This window comes from Methylotuvimicrobium sp. (genome assembly GCF_050611805.1).
GTDB lineage: Bacteria > Pseudomonadota > Gammaproteobacteria > Methylococcales > Methylomonadaceae > Methylotuvimicrobium.
Genome location: NZ_JBNGHF010000033.1, coordinates 14,376 through 38,185 on the forward strand (window position 1 = coordinate 14,376; position 23,810 = coordinate 38,185).

Annotated in this window: 22 protein-coding genes; 4 read left to right on the forward strand and 18 right to left on the reverse strand. The window is 49.7% G+C overall.

From position 1 onward, the window contains the following. Positions 1-71 precede the first annotated feature (71 nt). The 14 genes from ACRJJO_RS15265 to ACRJJO_RS15330 all read right to left on the reverse strand — a co-directional run bounded on the left by ACRJJO_RS15265 (position 72) and on the right by ACRJJO_RS15330 (position 14,489). Positions 72-1,130, reverse strand: a complete 1,059-nt coding sequence (locus tag ACRJJO_RS15265) for a PDDEXK nuclease domain-containing protein (RefSeq protein ID WP_431066536.1) — start codon at positions 1,128-1,130, stop codon at positions 72-74. Then, the gene (locus ACRJJO_RS15270; RefSeq protein ID WP_431066537.1) at positions 1,130-2,425 is read right to left on the reverse strand and encodes a restriction endonuclease subunit S; all 1,296 of its coding nucleotides are present in this window, start codon (positions 2,423-2,425) and stop codon (positions 1,130-1,132) included. The genes ACRJJO_RS15265 and ACRJJO_RS15270 overlap by 1 nt, the downstream gene beginning before the upstream one ends. Beyond that, positions 2,418-3,002, reverse strand: coding sequence for a GIY-YIG nuclease family protein (locus tag ACRJJO_RS15275; protein WP_431066538.1), 585 nt, complete (start codon positions 3,000-3,002; stop codon positions 2,418-2,420). The genes ACRJJO_RS15270 and ACRJJO_RS15275 overlap by 8 nt, the downstream gene beginning before the upstream one ends. Before the next feature lie 108 nt (positions 3,003-3,110). Next, on the reverse strand, positions 3,111-5,573 hold the full coding sequence (locus ACRJJO_RS15280; protein ID WP_431066539.1) for a type I restriction-modification system subunit M: 2,463 nt from the start codon (positions 5,571-5,573) through the stop codon (positions 3,111-3,113). 563 nt (positions 5,574-6,136) lie between these two features. After that, positions 6,137-8,437: an MMPL family transporter gene (locus tag ACRJJO_RS15285; protein ID WP_431066540.1), complete on the reverse strand. Its 2,301-nt coding sequence runs from the start codon at positions 8,435-8,437 to the stop codon at positions 6,137-6,139. A 1-nt stretch (position 8,438) separates the two neighbouring features. Further along, the gene (locus ACRJJO_RS15290) at positions 8,439-9,086 is read right to left on the reverse strand and encodes a LolA family protein (RefSeq protein WP_431066541.1); all 648 of its coding nucleotides are present in this window, start codon (positions 9,084-9,086) and stop codon (positions 8,439-8,441) included. Further along, complete coding sequence (locus ACRJJO_RS15295) at positions 9,086-9,715, reverse strand: hypothetical protein (protein WP_431066542.1); 630 nt, start codon at positions 9,713-9,715, stop codon at positions 9,086-9,088. Before ACRJJO_RS15295 ends, ACRJJO_RS15290 begins: the two co-directional genes overlap by 1 nt. A 42-nt stretch (positions 9,716-9,757) precedes the next feature. Beyond that, positions 9,758-10,054 (reverse strand): type II toxin-antitoxin system RelE/ParE family toxin, encoded by a 297-nt coding sequence (locus ACRJJO_RS15300; protein WP_431066543.1) that lies wholly within the window; start codon positions 10,052-10,054, stop codon positions 9,758-9,760. After that, the gene (locus ACRJJO_RS15305; RefSeq protein WP_431066544.1) at positions 10,055-10,261 is read right to left on the reverse strand and encodes an addiction module protein; all 207 of its coding nucleotides are present in this window, start codon (positions 10,259-10,261) and stop codon (positions 10,055-10,057) included. A gap of 2 nt (positions 10,262-10,263) precedes the next feature. After that, on the reverse strand, positions 10,264-10,827 hold the full coding sequence (locus tag ACRJJO_RS15310; RefSeq protein ID WP_431066545.1) for a hypothetical protein: 564 nt from the start codon (positions 10,825-10,827) through the stop codon (positions 10,264-10,266). Continuing rightward, positions 10,827-11,816, reverse strand: coding sequence for a TSUP family transporter (locus tag ACRJJO_RS15315; RefSeq protein WP_431066546.1), 990 nt, complete (start codon positions 11,814-11,816; stop codon positions 10,827-10,829). Before ACRJJO_RS15315 ends, ACRJJO_RS15310 begins: the two co-directional genes overlap by 1 nt. 204 nt (positions 11,817-12,020) lie before the next feature. After that, the gene (locus ACRJJO_RS15320; RefSeq protein WP_431066547.1) at positions 12,021-12,584 is read right to left on the reverse strand and encodes a Uma2 family endonuclease; all 564 of its coding nucleotides are present in this window, start codon (positions 12,582-12,584) and stop codon (positions 12,021-12,023) included. Positions 12,585-12,629: 45 nt separating this feature from the next. Then, positions 12,630-13,388: a rhomboid family intramembrane serine protease gene (locus tag ACRJJO_RS15325; protein WP_431066548.1), complete on the reverse strand. Its 759-nt coding sequence runs from the start codon at positions 13,386-13,388 to the stop codon at positions 12,630-12,632. Between the two features lie 33 nt (positions 13,389-13,421). Further along, entirely contained in the window at positions 13,422-14,489 is a 1,068-nt protein-coding gene (locus ACRJJO_RS15330) for a TIGR03790 family protein (RefSeq protein WP_431066549.1), read from the reverse strand. A 121-nt stretch (positions 14,490-14,610) separates the two neighbouring features. Between ACRJJO_RS15330 and ftsH the strand changes: the two genes are divergently transcribed. The 4 genes from ftsH to yfbR all read left to right on the forward strand — a co-directional run bounded on the left by ftsH (position 14,611) and on the right by yfbR (position 19,199). Then, positions 14,611-16,566: an ATP-dependent zinc metalloprotease FtsH gene (gene ftsH, locus ACRJJO_RS15335; protein WP_404358339.1), complete on the forward strand. Its 1,956-nt coding sequence runs from the start codon at positions 14,611-14,613 to the stop codon at positions 16,564-16,566. 203 nt (positions 16,567-16,769) lie between these two features. Continuing rightward, a complete protein-coding gene (gene mscL, locus ACRJJO_RS15340; RefSeq protein ID WP_431066550.1) occupies positions 16,770-17,174 on the forward strand; it encodes a large-conductance mechanosensitive channel protein MscL in 405 nt (134 codons plus the stop codon). A 778-nt stretch (positions 17,175-17,952) separates the two neighbouring features. Next, on the forward strand, positions 17,953-18,105 hold the full coding sequence (locus tag ACRJJO_RS15345) for a hypothetical protein (protein WP_431066551.1): 153 nt from the start codon (positions 17,953-17,955) through the stop codon (positions 18,103-18,105). A 509-nt stretch (positions 18,106-18,614) separates the two neighbouring features. After that, on the forward strand, positions 18,615-19,199 hold the full coding sequence (yfbR, locus tag ACRJJO_RS15350) for a 5'-deoxynucleotidase (RefSeq protein WP_431066552.1): 585 nt from the start codon (positions 18,615-18,617) through the stop codon (positions 19,197-19,199). Positions 19,200-19,669: 470 nt separating this feature from the next. On the opposite strand, the gene ACRJJO_RS15355 is transcribed toward yfbR, so the two are convergent. From ACRJJO_RS15355 to ACRJJO_RS15370, 4 genes are read right to left on the reverse strand one after another with little or no spacing between them, the layout of a single operon-like run. After that, a complete protein-coding gene (locus ACRJJO_RS15355; RefSeq protein WP_431066553.1) occupies positions 19,670-21,193 on the reverse strand; it encodes a phytoene desaturase family protein in 1,524 nt (507 codons plus the stop codon). Next, positions 21,190-21,612: an acyl-CoA thioesterase gene (locus ACRJJO_RS15360; protein ID WP_431066554.1), complete on the reverse strand. Its 423-nt coding sequence runs from the start codon at positions 21,610-21,612 to the stop codon at positions 21,190-21,192. The genes ACRJJO_RS15355 and ACRJJO_RS15360 overlap by 4 nt, the downstream gene beginning before the upstream one ends. Next, a complete protein-coding gene (locus tag ACRJJO_RS15365) occupies positions 21,605-23,134 on the reverse strand; it encodes an HAL/PAL/TAL family ammonia-lyase (protein ID WP_431066555.1) in 1,530 nt (509 codons plus the stop codon). The genes ACRJJO_RS15360 and ACRJJO_RS15365 overlap by 8 nt, the downstream gene beginning before the upstream one ends. Then, positions 23,134-23,736 (reverse strand): Uma2 family endonuclease, encoded by a 603-nt coding sequence (locus ACRJJO_RS15370; protein ID WP_431066556.1) that lies wholly within the window; start codon positions 23,734-23,736, stop codon positions 23,134-23,136. The genes ACRJJO_RS15365 and ACRJJO_RS15370 overlap by 1 nt, the downstream gene beginning before the upstream one ends. Positions 23,737-23,810 lie beyond the last annotated feature (74 nt).

Below are 23,810 nucleotides of genomic sequence, written 5' to 3' on the forward strand. Positions count from 1 at the left end.
GGGTTTACGGCGTCCTTTGACGGGCACCCCGGTGCCGAATTTTGATCTCCGATGGGTATAAATAGCTTTCTTTATGATTCTTTGTGGTTTTTCTCGTGAGAACCTAACAGCTCAGTTTCAAATTCTGCTTCAATATCTTCGACGCTCGGTAGGCTTGGCTTTAAATCTTTCGGTAATGATTTAGTTAATTGATATTCAGATACGCCTATAGGTTTATTGATATCACTAAGCGCATATTCCACCACCATGCGATCTTTATTTTTGCAAAGTAAAAGGCCAATGGTTGGCAGATCGCCAGCGCGACGTAATTGCTCATCGACGGCTTTAATATAAAAGTTCAGTTTTCCCGCATACTCGGGTTCAAAGTCGTTGATTTTTAGCTCAATCACTACATAACAATGGAGCTGCGTATGATAAAACAACAGATCCAAATAGAAGTCTCGTTCACCCACAGCAATTGGCACTTGTTGTCCCATGTAGGCAAAGCCTGAGCCTAATTCAAGCAAAAATTGGGTAATGTGTTTAACCAAGCTTTGTTCAAGCTCGCGCTCGCTGTGATCGACGCTTAGCGTCAGAAAATCAAACATATAAGGGTCTTTTAGCGATTGTTGTGCTAAATCAGATTGGATGGCTGGCAGGGTCTGTTCAAAATTGGTGACCGCCATACCTTCTCGCTGCCATAAGCCTGATTCCATTTGATGAACCAGTACTGCTCGGCTCCAGCCGTGGTTTAATGACTGCTGAACATAATACAGCGCCTCTTGGTGATCTTGAGTTTTGCTAATAATGGCTAGGTTATGCCCCCACGGCAGTTGGCATAATTGGGCAACAGCCTGTTGCCCAATTGCAGCGTAAAAACTGCGCCATTGGCGGATATATTTAAGATTACGAACCGAAAATCCTTTGACAGCAGGAAATTCCGCCATTAAATCTTTGCTCAGTTGGGGAATAAAACCCTCGCCCCATTGCGTCTTTTTCTGTTTTTCTAAAATTTCGCCACCAAGCTGCCAGTAAAATTGCAGCAAGGCCTGATTCACCTTGATAACGGCTTTGAGTTGTGATTGGCGAAACTGCTGTTTTAATGCCTGAATCCAGTTAGCGTATTGGGTGTCTTTGATAATTTTCGTCATCACACGTACCCTATCATTTCTGGTGTGATTTTGATCTTCCCGGTGACGGCGCTGTTGATCAGGGTAGTTTTGTATTCTTTGAGTTTTTCGATTTGGGCATTCAGTAGCTTGTCTGCTGCTTCAGTCTTGGTTGCCAAGTCTTGTATGAACTGGATAATCTTTTCTTGTTCTTTCTTAGGAGGAACAACTGTTTTCAACTGCTTGAAGCCATCCCAGTATAATCTCTTACGAAAATCTGTAATTCCTTTAGAGTATCTATCCATCTGCTGTATAAACTTAGGGCACCGATACTGATACTCAAAAAAATCAGCAACAATTGCACCAATGGGCTTGGCAACAATATATGCAGGGCTAACCATTCCATCTGTCGTTACAGCACCAATTCCACCTTGCCAAGCACGCATCATGTTGAAAGCGACATCCCCTTTTTTAACAAGTACATATTTCGTTTTGTCCTCGATTTTGACGCGACGACGAACATTATCTTCCTCTGAGACCTCCTCAGAAGAAACACCTGAATGAATTGAAACTGAAAGCAGGGGTAATCCCTCTCTACCTGATTCTACGCGCTCAATAAACAATGTGCGATTAGCCAGCACTTCCCAATTTTCAGGAATCATCCCAATCCAATCCACGCCCGAATCTTTCATGGGTACGTTGGGGTCGAGGCCTTGCGTGACTGCTTGCTGGATGATGATTTGTTTGCGCTCTTTGAGCAGGCTGATTTGTTGCTGTTTGATGGCAATGGCTTCGTCGATTTGGGCGGTTTTAATGTCGAGGAAGTTGGCGATGAATATTTGTTCTTGTGAACTAGGAACCGGTATGTATTGATTTCCGATAAAATCAGAGCTTGCCCTTGGCATTTTTGAGCCATAAGTGCTCGAATCAATCAGGTTAATAAATGATTTTGAACCTAACAAATACCTAAAGTATTGAGGTTGCCCATTGGTCGCTCGGTAGACTAAAAACTCGGTTGAACAAGTACCTCTAAAATCAGGAATTGCTACCTTTGCCAAATAAGGTCGAAGTTTTCCAAAAAGGATATCAGAAGGTTCAAATCCACTTGCCAAACCCTCTACATCTGAGTTGTCCCCTAAGATTTTTCCGCTCCAAGATTCTATATTTTCCATGCCAATATAGGGGAGACCGGATTTAGCACTGACAATTTTTTCAGATACGAGCTTAAGAGAGTACTTTAAGCGAATACATTTCCAGTGTTCCGGAATAACGCTAAACCATTCGTTTTCAGAATCCTTATAAGACTCGTATTTCGGTATTTCTACAACGCTAATCATTATCTGTCCCGATCTCATTGTTCCCTTCGACTCCGCTCCCTTCGACTCCGCTCCCTTCGACTCCGCTCCCTTCGACTCCGCTCCCTTCGACTCCGCTCAGGGAACGGTATGTCCCGCTAACTGGGTTCAGGGAGCTTTGTGTTCCGTTGGCTGGGCTCTGGGAGCGTTTATGCACCGCTTCGGTCAGGGAGCGTTTATTCCCCGCTTCGCTCAGGGAGTGATTATGCTCTGCTTCGCTCAGGGAGCGTTTATTCCCCGGTGGCTGAGCGGAGTCGAAGCCGCCGGCATAATGAGTATTATTTTTACAAACAGCTAGCAAATGCAGTTGATTAAAATCACCTTGCATTAACGCTTCTTTCTTTTTTCTACTCCAGCCCTGTATTTGTTTTTCACGAGCAAAAGCATCATCAATTCGATCAAATTGTTCGACAAATACCAATTCCACTGGCAAATGTTTACGCGTGTGATTAGCACCTTGTCCATTCTGATGTTGCCAAAGTCTGACTTCGATGTTGTTTGTACTGCCCGTGTAATAACTATGATCCGCGCAACGGAGTATGTATACGTAACCTGTCATATTTTAGATTCCTTTGATTTTCCCTTCGACTGCGCTCCCTTCGACTCCGCTCAGGGAACGGTATGTCCGCTCGCTAGGCTCAAGGAACGGTATGTCCGCTGGCTAGGCTCAGGGAGCGTTGTGTCTCGTTGGCTGAGCGGAGTCGAAGCCAGAAACTCCTAAAATCTGGGCAATCAAGCCTTCGGCTTTTTGCTCCAGTTGGATAATATCAGCGGCAACGTCTTCCAGCGAGCGCAGCGGTTTATGGCGATAGAAATATTTGTTAAAGCTGATTTCATAACCGATTTTCACCGAATCGAGGTTAAGCCAGGCTTCGTCGACATGGGGCTGTACTTCATCCACAAAGTATTGATGAATAGCGGAATGTTCGCCCTTGGCTGGGTAGGTCAGCGGGATGGATTCGCTGTCGCGCAGGTCGGCGCTGCTTTCATAGGTGATGAATTCATTGCCCTTGAGCGGATAATAACCAAAATCGGGTAAATCGGCTTCGGTGCATTGGTAGCGTTCGAGCAATTCAGTCATTTTGTCGTTACTGAGTTTAACCACTTTTTTCACCACCTTGGCGGCGCTGTCGTCATACCAACTCACGGCGTTTAAAATGGCGTTTTTTTCTGAGGCGCTCAGTTTGGTTTTTTGCGCTTTCAGTTGGGCTTCGACTAATTCTTTAAACGGGTTGTAGTCGTTGTATTCCTCCTGGCCGATGGCGGCCATCAGCTCGGTGGCGACGCGGTGAAGGGCTTGCAGTGATAGCCAGTGTTTCACATCGAGTAATTTGCTTTTGGCTTTGGTGTTCAGGCTGATGTCGTTGTCTTCGCACCAACTGAGAATGGCTTTGTCGATGGATTTTAAAAAGCCGGCGTCGTAGACGCGCTCGCCGTGTTCTTGGTAAAGGTACTCCATTACTTCGCTAAGGGCTTTATCAAAGCGCAGCGGCGCGATGGCCTCTGGCGTGAATTGCGCTTTGCGCCGGTCAGGGCGCTCAATGCTGACTTTGTAATAGCCAAAGTCGGCATTGTTAAACACCTTGCTGGCCAGGCCAATGGGGTCTTGGTTGTCGTTGAGTTGGCGTTCAACTTCGGCGCAGGCCAAATAGGTATGGGTGATTTCTTCAATGTGCTCGGGGGCAAATTCGCAGTTTTTGTTACCCAGGTTTTTGCGCAGTTTGCGAAACAGCAGGCTGGCGTCGATTAACTGCACCTTACCTTGGCGTGATTCGGGTTTGTTGTTGTTCAAAACCCAGATATAAGTGGTGATACCGGTGTTGTAAAACAGGTTATTCGGTAATTGCACGATGGCATCCAGCCTATCGTTTTCGATGATGTAACGGCGAATGTTGCTTTCGCCACCACCGGCATCGCCGGTAAACAGTGACGAACCATTGTGAACAGAGGCGATACGGGTGCCGAGCGGGCTTCCGGCCGGGTCTTTCATCTTGCTGACCATTTCCATCAGGAACAGCAGCTGGCCATCACTGGAGCGAGGCGTGGCATCAACCACTTCCTCATTGCCCCAGTAGTCTTTCAGGTTTACTTTGAAACGCGGGTCAATCACATCACTACCGTCTTTGATGTGCTTCTGTTCACCGGCCCAGCTTTTGCCGTAGGGAGGGTTGGACAGCATGAAGTCGAACTTGGTACCGGCAAATTCATCGGTAGACAGGGTTGAGCCTTCTCTGATGTTTTCCGGGTTATTGCCCTTAATCATCATGTCGGATTTGCAGATAGCGTAGGTTTCGTCGTTGATCTCTTTACCATAGAGATACACATCACGATTGTCGTTCGGGTATTTTTCTTCGATGAAGTTTTGCGATTCGGTCAACATACCGCCACTGCCGCAAGCCGGGTCGTAGACAGTCATGGTCAGTGGAAGCCGGTCTTTTACCGGGTCAAAGACCAAATGGGTCATCAGTTCAATCACTTCCCTGGGTGTAAAGTGTTCTCCCGCTTCTTCGTTATTTTCTTCGTTGAATTTGCGGATCAGCTCTTCAAACACATAACCCATGCCCAGGTTGGTCAATGCCGGCATTTTGTTGCCATCCGGATCTTCAACGGATTCGTGCGTTAGATTGATATAAGACGAGACAAACTTTTCGACGACATCCAGCAGCACTTGCTTTGACGCCATGTGGCGAATCTGAGACTTCAAGTTAAAGCATTCAATGATTTCTTTGACGTTGTCGCTGAAACCGAGCAGGTATTCTTCAAAGTTTGCCAGCAAGATTTGCTGGTTGTTCGTTGCGGTATTGAAGAGTGACTTTAGCGTCCACTTGGACGTGTTATAAAACACATAGCCACTGGCGGCTTTTAACGGTTCGTCGTCCAACTCTGTGGCTTGCATTTCTTCTTTCTGAAATTTTACTTCTTCAAGCACCGCTTCTTTGGTTGGCTCAAGCAGGGTATCGAGCCGACGCAATACGACCATAGGCAGAATGACATCACGGTATTTGCCGCGAACGTACACATCGCGCAGACAGTCGTCGGCGATATTCCAGATAAACGAGATCAGCTTATTGTGTACACTGTGGTCCATTTTTTTCCTTTGAGTGCCCGGTTTCATCGGGAACTGATTCATTTCAGATGTTGTTCAATTTTTTTAAGGATTGGGTCGTAAATAACTTCCCCATTTTACGGAGGGTTCGGTTGCTCGATTGGCAGGTGTCGGCGGCAGGGAAAGCCGCCGTCAAGCCTACACGGACGTATTCACGGCGTCCTGCCAAGCGAGTTACCGAACCCTCAACAAAGCGCATAGTTCAAAGACGTTATTTATCACGAAATCCTAAGGCTTCTGATGCGTGTCATTCAAACCATTAGCCCGAGCGCCCCGGCGCCGAAATTTGACTAGATAACGACGAGCGCGGAGCGTGGAAGTAGGCTGTCGAAAAAATCCATTTTAGCTAAATTCTGTGTTCCCACTTTTTAATCTCAAAAAATCTTGGAAATTGTTGGTGAGCATAGGTTATAAAACGCCAGTTGTAGGGTGCGCATCGCGCACCTGGGTCGGGACATCTCGCCGGGTTCGCTATCGTGGAAAGGTGCGCGATGCGTGCCCTACGGCGCTCAAAATATCTTGAAAATCGGTAAATTACGACAGCCTAGCGTGGAAGCCATTTGGGGATGTTGTTTTTTACCGTATCATCAAGCGCCTTCCCGGTGCTTGATAATCAGCGGACAAAACAAAAAGCCCAGCAGCACGCCGAGCACGACGACGCCGGCCAGAATTCTAAGCGACGTGCTCTCGGCCGTACCCAGACAGCCGAAAGCCAACGCGCTGGTCGACATCGAGGCGGCCATCGCTTGATAGGTTAGTTTGATATTGCCGCCGCGGTTTTCCTGGTAAAAAATGCCGTAATCGACGCAGATTGCGACGACCAGCAGAAAACCGACCAAATGCAGAAAACTGATCGCCGCGCCGCCGAGCGACCAGAGACTTAAAATGAACAGCGCCGCCAGTACCGCCGGCAATAGGGTTTGCAGCGTTTTTACCAGGCTTCGGTAGCGCACGGCCAATAGCAGGACAATGATGACTAATCCGACCGCCAGCAAAGTTTGCGCACGCTCGGTATAGTCGCGGGTCATGTCGTTGAGCAGGTCGCGCTGGCTGAAATAGCGCGCATCCTCTATCGTAGCTAGCGCCGCCCGGAGCGCTTCGGGGTCATGTTCAGCCAGCCAGATCATCACGACGCTTTGACGCTCCGTGCTGATGATGCGGCTGTCGATCAATCTTTTGACCGGTGTTTCGAATACCTGCTTTAATGTCAGCGCGTCCTGTTTGTGATAGCCGAATCGGCCTAGCCGCTCGACCGACAAGCCTTGCTCCCGCAAAGCTTGTTGCCAAAGCTTTAGATTTTCGTCGGTCAGAGAGTCTTGCAATAGCGCTTGATTCCGTTGTTGTTGCGTTGCCGACAGCAGCCACGGATATAGGCCGAAATACTCGTTCAGTTCGCCTTGTCGTTTCAGTCGCTCCAACACAGGATAAACTTGCTCGGCTTTTTGCAGTACGGTTTCGATGTCTTGCCCGGTAATTAGCACGAAACGCCCCGGCTCTATGCTGACCATGCGCGCCCGGATCCGTTTGTCGTTTTCTTTCAGATAATCCAGTTCCGGCGTTAGATCCTGCATGTCTTCGAGCCAGCGTAACGACGGCAAGGCGAATAGCGATGAGCCCAGTAACACCAACAATGCCGTCAATAGCCAAGGCCGAAAACGCGCGCAGAAGTTTGCCCAACGCGAGACCAACGGAACCCTTAAGGTTCTGCGGTCGCCGCCCGCGACCAAGCCCGGCAGAATGAAGCGAGTCAACAATAAAGCGACAATGATGCCGGTGCCGGCATAGACCGCTATTTGTTGAAATCCCGGATAGCCGGACGCGCCTAAGGCCGTATAACCGACCAAGGTCGTTATGCCGCCCAGTAACAGGCTAGGCCAGATTCTAATAATTGCTGCGGTCTTGTCCTCGACGCGAACCGTTTGCGCGTGCGCAATCGCATGTATCGGGTAGTCGATACAGATACCGATCAGCGTGGAGCCGATCGCAATGGTCATGCCGTGCACATAACCGAACACCCAGGCGGTGCTCAATATCGCGCTCAGGATCACGATAATTAATAAGGTGAATACTTGCAGCAATGCGCCGAACGAGCGGAATAGCAGCAGAAACAGTGCCATTAAAGCAATGGAAGACAGAATGCTGATTTGGACGATATCGCCCTGAATCAATTGTTGCGTTGCCACCGCGAATACCGGCACGCCGGTCATTTCTAGTCGCCATGATTCCGGGCGCCCCTGCATCAGTTCTTTGAAGGTTTGTTCGATTGCCGCCTGAATTCGGCTTTGTCGCGGCGCGTCCAATCCGGGCATCTCGGTTTCCAGGATCAAATTCCGGTATTGCGTATTGGTGATGCCGGCTTGTTGCATTTGCGCGCCGACGGTGCTAAAGCCGTTCAGCGTCAATAACAAGGGATCTTGCAAGGCGATGCTTTTGATCATCGCGCCCTGCGGAGATAAGAGCGCTCGTTTCAAAAACTCGGCGCGTTGCGCCAAGCCTTGCGGCGTGAACAGCTCCGCCAAGTCCGATTCCGGGGTAAGACTGTAGAGCGCGCCGGCGTAATCGCGATATAGTGCTTGCACCGCTTCGATGTTTTGGTTTTGTCGTTCGGGCGACCAGACTTCGAGCACGCCGTCGATGGTGTTCAAGCGTTCTTGCAGCATCTTGATGAAAGCGCCGGTGACCGGTTCGCCTGTATCCGAGCCGACCGAAATTAAATAACGCCGCGACAATGCGCCGGACTGCATTTCGCTCGCGAGCAGCAGTTCCTCGGCATTGTCGCCGGCGATGATGAAAGCGGAAAGGTCGGTCTTGAATTCGACCGTTAATGCCACCCACAGTGTCAGCAATGGCGGCAACAGATAAAACAGGCTATTGCGTAGCTTCGGCAAATCAGTTCCCCAGCAATTCTTTATACAAGCGATTCACTTCGGTTTCGATCGTCTCGCCTTCGGCATCCTTGCTCAACAAAAATTCGCTGAAATCACCGTCATCCTGTCTGATTTCGATACGCTCGGCTTGTTGTCCAGGCGGGCCGGAAATAACGACAGTCAATCCGGATCGGTCGCCCCGCCTGGGCTTCAGCGTCATCAGCCAGTCTTGCTCCCGGGCGTCGAAATCGACGCGGTAGACTCTGTGCAGCAAGGCGACATCGGCATTGACCAAGGCATTGAAGAAGGCGATATGCAAGCTTAGCGGATTGGCCGCGTCCAGCTCGCCGCGATGGCGCATATTAGCCGCCGGATCGAAATAGAACATCCGGTCGCCCTTGATGCCCATCAAGACCCGCTCCGGTCGCAATTGTTCCTTGATCATCAAATCCGGCGCCTGCGAGTACAGATAACCGCTGCCTTGCCAAGGTTGGTCGATGAGTTCCAGCGTGCGGGTCTCTTGATAGGCGATTCGAACCGCGGTATTTGATTGCATCCTTTGCATGACTTTCCACTCGGTATCGACGGCATGGGCAGCTTTTGCCGATAAAAAGAACGGCAGTAGCAAAACAAATGTTGAGCAAAATGAGGTTATGTTAGGTTTTTTCATTAACGCGCCTGCGCATCCATCCAGATTCTACGTCCATTGACGATCATCGTTTTAATCGTCGAGCGCGGGTCGGGGATGCCTAGGCCGGGAAAGCGGAAATGGCGATAAATGTATTCTCCGATCATCAGAGCGCCGATCATCGCATAGATCAATGCGCCGTTATAGAGCGTCCACCAAAAATCGCTGCCCCAGATTGCCAAGACTGTACACATCGCGGCATTGAATGCGAAAAATCCGGTCCAGAGCAAAGTCAATTGACGGCAATAGACCAGGATTTCGGGAGGAATCTCAGGGAATTCCAGCCTTACGAAGCTTTCGATAAACGGCGGTCCCTTGTCTTTCAGCAAAGTCCGCCCGAAAACGCCCATCAACATGAGTTGAATCAATACCGGCAATATTTTCGCGGTGACGGTTTGCAGATAATACGCGCCCAACAGCAAGGCCAGCGCGAACAGGCCTTTGTAGATTTTGACTCTCAGGCTGGGCGCGGCCAACGCCCGCATCAGATAGAGGCCGGAAAAAATAGCCGGCGCCAGCCAGACCATGCCGCTTTCGATCCCCCGGTAAACCAGGTACGGATAGGATAGAAACAAGCCGGTGGCGATAATGCTTTTTATGAGGGCGATCATGTCGAAAAAGGATATATATAGTAGGAAAAAACAAAAATGGCGTTAGCGCCTGCCACTCATTTTCGCCTGGATCCATAAAGGGTTTCTGCGTATAGGCAAGACAGCGATGATATCAATGAAGTTGAATCGAATGTCGTAATAAATTGCATAAGGAAATCGTTTTGCCAGCATTCGGTAATAACCGTATTCCTTTAGGTGAACACCTGAGTGTATTAGCAATGATTCGATAACGGACAGAAGGCTATCCCAAAAATAGTTGCCGACTCCATGTTTTTGGTAAAAAACTCTTCCCTCTTCAAGATCCTTGGCGGCATCGTCCAGTATGCGAATAATTGGCATTTACCGACCATTTCCGGATTTTAGCTCGTCAAGGGAAAAAAACGTTGCTTCGCCTCGTTCAATACGCAAGCGTCTTTCGTCGAGAATGTCTCCGTGCCAGCCGGGCATGTCGATTTCAGTTTCGTCACGAACCAAGGAATCCCAAATTGCCTCCATGGTTTCAAGACGTTCTGTCGTAGTCATTTTGTTGATTTCAAATGTATTCATAATCATTCCTCGACCCAACTCACCTTGCCGTCTTTGAAATGCACATTGAAGCGATTGAAACGGTGGCTCCAGTAAACCCAGCGATTGCCGTCCAAGCTCGGTGTTTCGGTGATCGGTGGGTAACCGATCGCGACTATTACTGCGTCCTTACTCATGCCTTTGGCTACCGTGCCGTTTTGAATATGTTGCTTTTCCAAGGCGTTGAACCTTGATAAATCGATCTTATTTGGCGCGAATAATTTATCGAAGGCCTGATAGACGTCATCTCCGGTATGTTTTTGAACATTTTTTATCGTCAAATGCTGGCTGGAATTATCGACCTCGACTTCGATCGTTTTATTGGTCATTTTCAATAGCCTAACCGGGGTATTGACCGGAATCGACGCGCCGCGCCGGTAATTGGTCGTCGGATGGACGTCTTTTTCGTAACGCATCACGAATTGCGTGTAATAGGTGTCCCCCAATGAGATATGTGACGGGAGGGCTTCGGGCTTGATGGCCCTGGTGCAGGAGGTCAGCGAAAATAGTATTAATAAAAATAAACCGTAAGTAGTCGTACGCATCATTATTCTTCTCCTCTTTCACAAGCCGGCCGGTAACGCGCCGACCGGGCCATTCGATAATAGAACCACAAAAAAATGACGAAAACCGTCAGGCTGATGCCGATAATATTAGCAGTTAATGGAATCAATATCAGCGAGCTGAGCAACTCGACCAGGATCAAAAGGATCAAGATGACGGCAATGGACCGGCTATTCAGCTTAGTACAGCAAAAAGCGCCAAGCGGCGCGCCGATCACGACGACCGGCACTGCCGCTAGCCAGTAACGCTCTACTGTCGCGGTGAAGCTATCCAGCAAGAACCCATGTAGCGCAAATCCGGCCAGCGCATTGACCGCCATCAAGATCACCGAAGTCGGCGTCGACACCTTTTCCGATAAACGGAACCACAACACCATCACCGAAAAACAAATGATATCGATGCCGCTACCGACCAAGCCGGTCATGCCGCCGCCGACGGTTCCGGTCAACAGCATAATGGCTTTTTCGCGCGCGCCGAAAAACGGCAGCGTGTCATTATGCAGTCGCTTTTGCCAAGTCAAGATCGTCAACGGCAATGCAAAAGCGGCGATCATCGCGGTGAACAGCATTTTTAATAGAGCGGGCGGCAACAAGGGCGCCAATGCCGCCGAACTGATCGAAACGCCGGCCAAACCACCCAAACTGGCCCAAGCAATGACCGGCCAGGCCACCGGAACCCGCAGTGCGATAATCGTCAACGACGCGGCGGTCATGCCGACGCTTTGAATCACCAATGAAAACACCTTCGCATCGAGCGGGGCGATATGCAGTACTTTCGTGAACACAGGAAAAGCGACCGCCCCGCCGCCTTCGCTGGTCGCGCCGGCGATGAACGAACCGAAGACCATCGTCAAAGTGACGGTCCAATATTCTTCGATGATCGATAGGCTATCAGGCGAGCTATAGGCATACCAAGCAAGCCAGACCGCGAGTGCCAAAGCCGTGCTAAACAGTAATGGTTTATTTATACCCATCGCAGATCAAAATTCGGCACCAGGGTGTCCGTCAAAGGACGCCGTGAATACATCCCTGTAGGCTCTATGCCAGCTCCATGCTGGCAAAGCCTTTGCCGCACACCCTGGTGCCTCCTCAGGCACTGCCGAAGTTTGAAGTGCGAAAGGTATAAACGGCTGGTTGGATGAATTATCGTTTGCTTGTCGATCAAGGGTGATGAATGCTTAATCCGCAAGAACATCCTCAAAAATTTCAGCGAGCGGAATCGTTAATTCGAGACTGGAAAATCGGCAATCTTGTTGGCCGGTGTAATCATGCAGCAGCCATTCGTTGTCCGAAGTTCGCTGATAACACTCTACCCGTAGCGCGTCGATATCGACAATGACATATTCCTTGAGCGACTCCAAACTGCGGTACGCGGCGAATTTATGGCCTCGGTCGAATGCCGCCGTGGAATCGGACAAGACTTCTGCGATGAGCGTCGGATGGGCTAAAAATTGTTCGGCCTTGCGGTCCTCCGGATGGCACGTCACCATGACATCGGGATAGAAGAATGCGTCGGCCGACTCGACCCGCAGTTTCATGTCGGCCATGTAGGATTGGCAGGGCGTTCCGCGTAATCGCTGTTTTAGCGAAGAGGCTAAATTTAGGCTCACCAAGACATGCTCGCGCCGCGCGCCGACCATCGCGAAGATTTCGCCGGTAATGTATTCGTGCTTCTCGGTTTGGGACTCCTCCCAGGCCAAAAAATCGTCGGCGTTGAATGTTAATGCTTCTGCTTGTTGCATAAATCTATTTATCCTGAAAATCTAAAATGACAAAATGGTAACGAATCAAAACCGGTCTTCGGGTCGACGGCTAGCCATTAGCGCGTTATGTTCGGCTAGATAGTCCGGGCGGTGCATCGGCTTGATTAAAATCAGTCCTGCGATAAAACCGCCTGCATGCGCCCAAAAGGCGACACCGCCGGCTTCATCGCCGATTGCCGGAATGCCGCTCAACAATTGAATCAAAAACCAATAACCCAGCATGAAGCCGGCGGGAACGGAAAACGAAGTGATATAAAAGCCAATCGGAATGATCGTGTGTACCCGTGCTCTCGGATATAAGCGGGCATAAGCGCCCATGACGCCGCCGATCGCACCTGACGCGCCCACCATAGGTATCGCGGCTCCCGGATTGCTATAAATTTGAGCCCCCGCCGCGGCGAGCGCGCACAGCAAATAAAATGCCACGAAGCGAAAGCTACCCATCACATCCTCGACGTTATCGCCGAAAATCCATAAAAACCACATGTTGGCGATTAAATGAAACCAACTGCCGTGCAAAAAGGCATGGGTCAACAGAGTGCTATTGCCGGTTTCGCCGCTCAGAATACAGCCGTAGTTCGCAGTCACTTGAATTGTCATGCCCTTAGGCACCGTATTCAATAATTCACCCGGAATCAAGCCGTAATGACACAGCGACTTAACCAATGCAGCCTCTACGCCCGCACCTTGTAGCAATAGCCATACCGCGATATTCGCAGCAATGATTACGATCGTGATCACGGGAGGGCGAACGGTGGGGTTATCGTCTCGTATCGGTATCATGTTTAATCTCGGTAGGCTTTAATGCTTTTCACACTAAAACTTTTTTGCAGGGTAGGCAAACGGTTTAGCAAGCGGTTCGCCGATAAAAATACCTTGACCGGGCCGTGCCACGCTTTTCCAATAGGACTCAATTAGCGTGCTGCCTCTAAGATAATAAAACATCAGTACACCGGGGTGTGGAAATTTTTCCGGAAAATTGCACGGCTCGACTACGGCTCCATAGCTTCCGGTGAGGCCGGCCTCAATCCACTCGATGATGCTCATTTGCTTACTGCCGGTTAATACGCCGCCGGTCGATGTTAAATGATCGGCAACGGCTCCGGGCGGGTAACGATTATCTTGTATGTGCGGAACATGTGTTAGGCCGGTAAAATAAAACATCACATCTGACTTGTCCTTGATGAATTCGCGCTTAAGGAAATTAACCGGCCATGTACCATTAAAACTCTCGCTTATCCTCGGAAATAATGCCGCACGCGAGCTGCGTGCCTTATCATTGGTTAGCAGCAAATAGGCCGATCCTTTGGGATGCGTATAATCGGCGGCGATACCTCTATCGATTAATTTTTTAGCTTCTTCAAAATTTCTGCCGGCGAGTATGATGCTGGGGCGCCATTGATAATCTTTGAAGGGTTTGGCGCTCTCCGAAGCGAAATAGGGACTTTTGCGGGTATTTAGGCAACCTTTGGCGCAGAACTGTTGGTTGTAGCCGGCAGCGAATGCCGTGGTAATCGACATGCAGTCGACCCGGAACGGCTGCAGCCAAGTCAACACGAATGCCTGAACATGGTCCGGTGTCTGCGCATCGACTTCGGCCTTGATCGCTTCGAATTGCTCCGGCTTCATGACTTTCATTGCCGGGTCGAAACGAACGCGAACAATTTGTTTGTTCGGAATGCCTCTTTTGCGTCCATAATAGTCGGCAATCTTAACGCTAAGTGGATCGGCTTCATTGACAATAACAACTAAATCATTGGCCGTGAGCGCAGAAGCCGGTCTTAGCATCTGCAGTGTGCTTGCGCCGAGTGCCGAAACGCTGAAGCCAAGCGATAAAAGACTTAAAAAAACGGCATATCTTGTTAAGATTAGAATAGATTGCACTGGCATCCTCATCGGTTATACAAAAAAACGCTAATTTTTATAAATTGAGCGTTATTATTTGAGTGGTAATATGGGGAAATAGAGGGTTAAACCATTTCGTCCGTTTTTCGAGGTCATCACTATGGACAAACAAAATTCCGATAATTTCCTGAAAATATTAACCGGTTTTCTGATTCAATTACTGAAGTCGCTCAAAACGGCGTTGACCGGTCTTTATCGGACATTATTCAAGCCCGATCCGGAAAAGGAAATCAATGCGCCGGAAAAGCCCGATAAGAGCGAAAAATTGACACGCTATTTGTTGATTGGCCTGGGTGTGTTGATGATTTTGTCTATCTTCAATCAGGCTAACGAACTGCAAAAAGACGAACTACCCTACAACCAATTTCTCGAATTGGTTAAGAATAACAAAATCCAGCGTGCCGTGGTCACCGAAAAAACGATTACCGGCCTGATAAAACCCGACGAACCGTCTGATTCTCCCCAACACTTCATGACTATTCCTCTGTGGGATGAACATCTCGCAGAGACGCTTGCCGAACACGATGTCGATTATGTCGTTAGAAGCGGAGAAAGTTGGCTTGGCAATATACTATTCAATTGGATCATTCCGATGCTGATCTTAGTCGCGATTTGGTCCTGGCTGTTTCGGCGCATGGCCGGCGGTGGACCGGCCGGACGCGGCTTTTTGAATATCGGTAATAAAATCAAGATACATCCGGAAACGCAACCGAAAATTACGTTCGACGATGTTGCCGGTAGCGAGAGTGCGAAGCAGGAACTGAAGGAGTCGATCGAATTTCTTAAAGCCCCGGAAAAAATTCAAAAACTCGGCGGCCGTATGCCGAAAGGCGCATTGTTGGTCGGCCCACCCGGTACCGGGAAAACCTTGCTGGCGCGAGCGGTGTCGGGCGAAGCCGGCGTGCCGTTTTTCAACATTAGCGGTTCGGAATTTATCGAACTGTTCGTCGGCGTCGGTGCCGCACGAGTTCGCGATTTATTCGAACAGGCTCGCCAAAAAGCTCCTTGTATTATCTTTATCGACGAACTCGATGCGATCGGCCGCTCGCGCGGCGGTCCGATGGTGATGGGCGGCCATGACGAACGGGAGCAAACGCTCAATCAATTGCTGACCGAAATGGACGGTTTCGATCCTTCATCGGGGGTGGTCGTATTGGCCGCGACCAATCGTCCGGAAATTCTCGACAAAGCCTTGCTGCGCGCCGGGCGCTTCGACCGGCAGATTATTGTCGACAAACCGGACCTCGAAGACCGTGTCAAAATTCTCAAACTGCATACCGCGAAAATGCAGCTTGCTTCCGACGTCGATTTGACCGTCGTCGGCAAACGCACGCCGGGATTGGTCGGCGCCGATTTGTCGAATATCGCGAACGAAGCCGCGATTCTAGCGGCGCGCGTCAATCATGATAATGTTGGCATGGAAGACTTCGAAGCGGCGATCGACCGTATTTTGGCCGGTCCCGAGAAAAAATCGCGTGCGCTGGGACCCGAGGAAAAACGCCGCGTTGCTTACCACGAGGCAGGCCATGCATTGGTCGCGAAGCATGTACCCACCGGTCAGCCGATTCACAAGGTGTCGATCATTCCGCGCGGTGTTTCGGCTTTGGGTTTTACGTTGCAACTTCCGGTCGAGGAAAAATTTCTATCCACCGATGCCGAACTTAAAGATCAAATTGCGATTTTGATGGGCGGGCGCATGGCGGAAGCGATCGCATTGGGCAATGTGTCGACCGGCGCGCAAAACGATTTGGAAAAAGCCAGTGAAATTGCTCGGGCCATGGTGTGTTATTTGGGCATGAGCGCCAAACTCGGTGCGTTGACTTACGGCAAGCGTCAACAACTGCAATTTCTCGAAACCGAAGGGACCGAATATCGCAATTACAGCGAGGAAACCGCTAAGCTGATCGATGCCGAAGTCAAGGCGCTGGTCGATGAGGGAATCGAGCGCGCAATGGATATTTTGACTGCTAAACGGCACATTTTGGATCAGCTTGCCGAAATTCTTCAGGAAAAAGAAGTGATCCACGGAGAGGATATCGATGCACTTTTGGGTTAAGGAGAGTCAAAGCGGAAATAGGCAAGGCCAAAAGACATTTATCGGCGAAAAATACTGCTCTCCCATGAGGGAGTTCAGGGCGTACTGACTTGGAGTATCGGTGAGACGAACGTAACCTCGATCTCATTAATAAGGGATGGTATTGGAGTGGACTTCTATGGCAAGAACAACAATAACAATTCTAACTTTTGGGGAGTTTTACTATGAGTATTTTAAGTGAGTTCAAGGAATTTGCGGTTAAGGGAAACGTAATCGACATGGCGGTCGGTATTATTATCGGAGCTGCATTCGGTAAAATCGTTTCCTCATTTGTCGGTGACATTATCATGCCTCCAATCGGCGTTTTGATCGGGGGAGTAGATTTTTCCGATCTGGCTATTGTGCTAAAGGAAGCCACGGAAGGTGCAGAAGCCGTCACATTAAGTTACGGTAAATTCATTCAAGCATTAATCGACTTTACTATCGTCGCTTTTGCAATTTTCATTGCAGTCAAATTTATTAACAGGCTTAAGAAGCAAGAGGCGGCAGCGCCGGAAGTTGAGCCGGAGCCTTCCAAGGAAGAACAACTATTAACCGAGATTAGGGATCTGCTTAAAGAGAAAAAATAAAAACTCATAAATCTTACTGATTAGTAAGCTTCTTCAGCTAAAGCTCAAAGATCAGCATGTCCATAGCAGGACGGGGTTCGCAAGCCATGCGCGTCAAGCTAAAACGGCCAACCCACATCACGCTCTTTCCCAAGCTCCAGCTTGGGAAAGCCCCCCCGGAAGCTCCCCCTTCGACAAGGCTCTCCTGAGCGCAGCCGAAGGGCTCAGGGCAAGAGCTTCCTGAGACCGACACAACCTCCGCACATTCTCAATCAACCCCGACTCGCTCGTTCAATCTTTCTTGATTGTCGGGAAGCTAGAGCTTCCTGAACAGGTTACCCAAGCTGGAGCTTGGGTAACAGCATATTTTAGTTTTTGCGACTACGACTAGCCCCTGCTCGGACACTTGACTTCGGTAAGCTGAAGCATCTTGCTAATCAGGTGGCGGAATGACGGAGTTTCCTTAACTTAATGGCAGTAAGCTTTTCCATCGGCTACCCACAAGGCATTGAAAACATAGTGCAAATAAAAGTTTTGGCGCTAAGATGTACCCAGCCTTGGTTGTAACGGCTGGGTTAATTATGCTTTGGCAGATAAAAAAGGCAGTTATGTCTGTCGGGAAATGACGGCCAGAAGCGCAGAAGGAACTCTCAAACTAAACAAAGAATGAGCTAAATCTCTTTTATTGCGTAATAAGAAACAATCTATCAATTATTATGTCTATTGTTAACACAAAGGTAACTAGGTATAGTTGTCCTCAATCCCACTAATTCATACCTTTTCACTAGGATATTGCGAAATGACTGATTTTCAGAAAGATGTCGCGCTCGGTTTGATGTTTATTATCGGAATTTTCGGATTCATTTCCGGAGCTTTTATCGTTTCAGCAATGATATTTGCCTCGGCCGCGATGTTTAGCATCATGTTTTCCAATCGCCGTATTCGCGATTAATTCTCTCCCCTCGTTACCTTTTTTACCTCGTGTGTTGTTTTGCCGGAGCTTTACGCTCCGGCTTTTTTTTGTCCTGCGAATTCTCGCAAATAAATAAAGCGCCTAAATTTAATCTATTACTCCCTTTAACTCAAAAATTAGTTAACTTTATGAAGGTATGGGTGTGGCTAGCGAGGATGTCGGCAGCAGGGCAGATTTTTGCTCCTGCAAAATCTGCATTCACGCCATCCCTAGCGTTCGATTGCTGCCGTCAAGCCTCCATGGATGGGTTTACCCAGCACCTAAATTCCATAGTCCATTGGCTATGGTTAACTATCTGAGATAATTTAGGTGCTGGGTGAACGGCGGTCCTCGATAGACACATCCCATACTTTTTATTCTTAGACGGTTTTTCGACCAAAAGGGAGTATGGTTAAACTTCGAGCGAATGTGGCCTCGCAAAGTATATTATTATCCGCGATATTTTATCGTTAGAATAAGTTACGTAATTTTGCTACGGAGCCACAATCATGTCGGGATTTTTCGCTACCATCAATCGTTTGAAATATATTCAACGTTGGGGACTTAAGCGTAATTCGATCAATGAAAACGTCAAGGAACATTCATTCGATGTTTGCGTGATAGCGCATTTATTATGCACCATCAAAAACGAGCTATTCGGCGGGGCGATCGACCCCGGCGAGGTTGTCTTGGCCGCGCTTTATCATGACGCGCACGAAAGTATTACCGGAGATTTGCCGACGCCGATCAAAAAATTCAATTCCGGAATATTAAATCATTATAAGGACATCGAGTCGGTCGCCTCGCAGGCCTTAGTCGATACCTTGCCCGATGCGTTAAAAGACGACCTGTATAACTATGTCACCGAATCTTGCGAGGAGTCGATTTCCGAATTGGTCAAGGCTGCCGATACGATCAGCGCCTATGTCAAATGCGTCGAAGAGACTCGGGCCGGCAATTTCGAGTTTAAAGACGCTATGGACGACATTGAAATACGACTCAACAAGATCGATTTACCGGAGGTCGATTATTTTCGGGAGCACTTTCTGCCGGCCGTACATTTAACGGTGGATCAGCTATATCAAGGAGAATAATGTCGGTTAGCGGTTAGAAGGTGGCGGTCGCTACAAAACTCATAGCTCCAGGAAGTTATTTTTCACGAAATCCTAAATTAAGCAGTCCATGGTTCGACAGGTTCATAACGAACGGCTTAGCTTAAGGCTATGTTCTCGTTAATAGTTGATACTTTTGAATTTAAAGCCAACATGAAACCCAAGGATACAACTCTGAATAACTTTCCTTTTTTCAATATCGCGCTAATGGTTGAAAGGAGGGTACGGTTGCTCGATTGACAGGTGTCGGCGGCAGGGAAAGCCGCCGTCAAGCCTACATGGACGTATTTACGGCGTCCTGTCAAGCGAGTAATCGTACCCTCTTCCACGCTCAGTGTATTGGAAAACAATCATTGACTAGTTCCAAAATGGTTTATTTAGTAGGAAGGAGAACTGTTTCAACTGCTAACGCGAACATAGCCTAGTTTAATAACAGTAAGGTAGCGGCAATTCTATGTTTGCCCAAGCGTTTCGATCAATCGCCAGAACTCGGCTTGCTGTCTAATTCCCAACACTTTTTGTGCGGCCTGCACGCCGGATACACTTACGCCGTATACGCCGCCGCCAGGCGAAGTCCAATGGCCGGCGAAATACAGTCCCGGCAGCGGCGATTGATTGGGTAGGCGCGCGGGGCCGACTTGGCTCGGCGAAACGTCCCAGCCGTAAGCCGCGCCCTGAAAATTTTGCGTGTAGCGGCGCATCGTCGCCGGAGACCCGCCTTCGATAAACAAGACATGATCCTCGAGCCCGGCGATATACTTTCCAGCCAGTTTTAGCATCGCATCCATATAGCCCGGTTTGGCCTGTTGCCAAGAGTCCGTTGCTTGATAAGGCAGCAAGGTCGTTAGCATCAAAAGATGCTGACCTGGCGGGGCCAGATTCGGGTCGACCAGCGTCGGAGCGGTGATACTGAGCCAAGTAATCTCGCCGTTGCAGGTCGCGGCAAAATTCTTCTCATGGTCGAAGTCTTGGAAACAAAACGACTCGTGAGCCAATTTCTGCGCGATGAGATCGATATCGGTCGCGATATAGACCGCGAAAATCGACAAAGAATGCTGCATTTTTTTGATGCGTTGAATATAGCGTGTCGGAAAATGCTGTTCGCCGATCATCTCGCAAACCGTATGCCGGATGTCGGCATTGGCGATCACGACCGGCGCGGCAAACTTTTCGTTTTTTACCTCGACACCGGCAGTCCTTCCGTTTTCGATCAGAATTTTATCGACCGGCGATTTGAAGCGGATCTCGCCACCGTGCTGTGCGAGACCGTCGACCAGCGTATCTGCCAAATGCTGGAAACCGCCCTTGCAGTAATAAGCGCCGTCGACCATATAGCCAATCAACATCGTCGACCAATAGACAAATGAGACTTCCGAAGGCGGCAGGCCAAGATAAGGCCAATTGCTTGCGAAGAGCCCCAGTAATTTCGGGTTGGCGATGAACTTCCGCGCCACTTCGGCCAGGGTTGCTTTGCGGTATTTGCATAAGGCTGGCAGCAAGCGTTGTGCCTCGGCTAGGTTCGTTCCGGCTATGATCTCATCGGCGACGGTAATTTCTTCGGCCACCTGCAGACATAAACGGGTCAAGTCGCGCAAACCCTGCTGCTCTTCCGGAAACAGCCGTCCCAACCGTTCACAAAACGCCTCGACCGACTGCGGCAAAGCGGTGTCCAAATCCGGATAACGGGCATGGCTGAATGGGTCTATGTTGATGAATTCGATACTATGTTCGACATCGAGCGCCTGTAACACCTTGTAGATGATTTGTCCGCCCCGGTAACCGTCAGGGCCGCAGCCGCTGATCAAATGCACGCCGGAATCGAAACGGTATTTTTTGCGCCTGAATCCGTGCGCATAACCACCCGGCCGGTCATGGCTTTCGAGTACCAACACCGACTTACCGGATTTCGCGAGCAAGCCGGCCGCAGTCAAGCCTCCGATGCCGCTACCGATCACAATGACATCATAGTCCTTCACGATGCGTTAAGTCCCAATTTTTCCAACAATACCGGCGGCGATTCGTAGCACATTTCGCCGCCGGAGATCTCGACCGCGACTTGGTAGGTATAGCCGCGCGTCAAGCGCGCGCCGGTTTGTTTGTCGAGAATCAGATAATTGATTTTCATGCGGTTTTCCCATTCGGTCAATTCAGCATGCACGATGATTTTTTGACCGAACTTCGCTGGTTTCGCATAGCGGACGCGCACATCGACGACCGGCCAGGCATAGCCGGATTCGCGCATTTGCATATAGCCGTAATCGATCTTATCGAGCAGTGCGCAACGGGCGATTTCGAAATATTTTAGATAATGGCCGTGCCAGACAATTTCCATCAGGTCGACATCGAAAAATGGCACCTCGATTTCGACTTCACAGGAGACGATGGCCTTAGTCATACAGAACCCAATGCCGGTCGCGGATCAATTGCAGACAGAGGCGCAATTCCCGTTCCAATGCTCGGTCGGCTTCGAGAAAACCGATCTCGGCCCTCACTTGTTGCAGCGTATGCTTGAGACCGGCGCTCAAACCCGACCGTCCCCCGCGCAATTCAACGCCCTGGATGACGGCGATCAAAACGGCCGCCGCGACCTGCTCGGTCAATTCGATGATGCGCACGCAGTCTCTCGCGGCAATCGTGCCCATGCTGACTTTGTCTTGATTGTGGCATTCGGTCGAACGCGAAAACACGCTGGCCGGCATCGTCAATTTAAGCGCTTCGGCGGTCCAGGCCGACACGGCGATTTGTACGGCTTTGAAACCGTGATTCAGCATCGCCTCGTCGCCTCTCGCGCCGGACAGATTGGCCGGCAAGCCGTGATTGAACTTGGTGTCCATCAATTGCGCCATCTGCCGGTCCATCAGGTCGGCCAGATTCGCGACCGCCGTTTTCAAGCTGTCCATCGCGAACGCGATATGACCGCCGTAAAAATGTCCGCCGTGCAAGACATGCTCGCCTTCGGCGTCGATAATCGGGTTGTCGTTCGCGCTGTTCAATTCGTTTTCGATAAATTGCCGTAGCCACGGCAGCGCGTCTTCCAAGACGCCGATCACATGCGGCGCGCAGCGTAGCGAATAGCGGTCCTGCAGGCGCGTATCGTTGCGCGGCGTCTGTTCGGTGACATGCAAGTCGCCTCGAATACGCGCCGCGACCTTGATTTGCCCGGCATGCGGCTTGACCGAGAATAATTTTTCGTCGAAATGATAGGCGTTGCCGTTCAGCGCGACCGACGCCAGCGCGGTGATGCGTGTGCACAATTGCGACAAATAGGCCGCGCGTTGATAGGCCAGGCAGGCCAACGCCGTCATCGCCGCCGTACCGTTCATGATCGCGAGGCCTTCCTTCGGTTTCAGCGTCAACGGAGCGATGCCCAATGTTGCCAGCACTTTCGCGGCTTCCTGCTTCTCGCCGCGAAAGATTACTTCGCGCTCACCGGCCAGAACCGCCGCTAGATAAGACAACGGCGTCAAGTCGCCGCTGGCACCGACCGAGCCTTCCTGCGGAATCAACGGCAGCACATCATGTTTCAGTAATTCGGCTATCTGTTGCAGCAAGCGGTAACGCACGCCGGAAAAACCCCGTGCAAGGCTGTTCAAACGCACCGCCATGATCGCGCGGGTTTGTTGTTCGTCGAAATGCGCGCCGAGGCCGCAACCGTGGAAGGTATAAAGATGGCGCGACAAGTCGCCGGCCTTGTCCAGCGGGATCGACACGGTGCAGGAATCGCCGTAACCGGTCGTGACGCCGTAGACGAAGCCTTCCTCGCGCAGCAGCGTTTCGATGAATTCAGCGCCTTTGTCGATGCGCGCGACGAAGGCCGGCGCATCGCTCAATTCGAGTCGATGCGAGCGGTCCGCAACCGCGACAATATCTTCGATCGTCAAGTCTTGTCCGTCGACGATTACGATTCGTTTAGTCATTAGCGGCTAGCAAAAAGATCAATTAAATCGATTGATAAGTCAGGAAATAGATAAGATGATGCCGACTTATCGGCAAACATGGCTTTAAGCCGATACTGCCCTTCAGCATCGAGAACAAACTGATGAATCGCTTGTTGTTCAGGGTAAACCAACCAATATTCTTGTACGCCACATTCTTGATAAAGCTGATATTTGATTTGCATCTCCCGCTTGGAATTGCCTGGAGAGAGAATTTCGATAATCCAATCCGGCGCGCCGTTGCAACCTTGTTTATCCAAGATTTCAGGATTACAAATGACGCATAAATCCGGTTGTACGACGGTAAAAATTTCCTGACTACTCAGCACGGATTGTTTTCTATCGTATAAACGCACATCGAAAGGTGCCGGAAAAATTTCGCATCGCTTATTTTTCAAATGGAGGTCGATGCCGACCAGTAGTTTTCTTTCGATACGTTGATGCAGGACATTCGGTGCGGGCGACATCATCATGACTTTGCCTTTGATCAATTCGACGGTTTCTTTGATTTGCCAGGTCAAATAATCGGCATAGCTATAGGTTTGCTTAGTGTCGAGTTGCGACAAATCGGTGATTTTAGGCATAATGATTACCTTCTCTTAATTTTAGCCAGGGTTGTCGAGGGGCTAAGCAAGGGAGCATCCTATCACATCGCCCC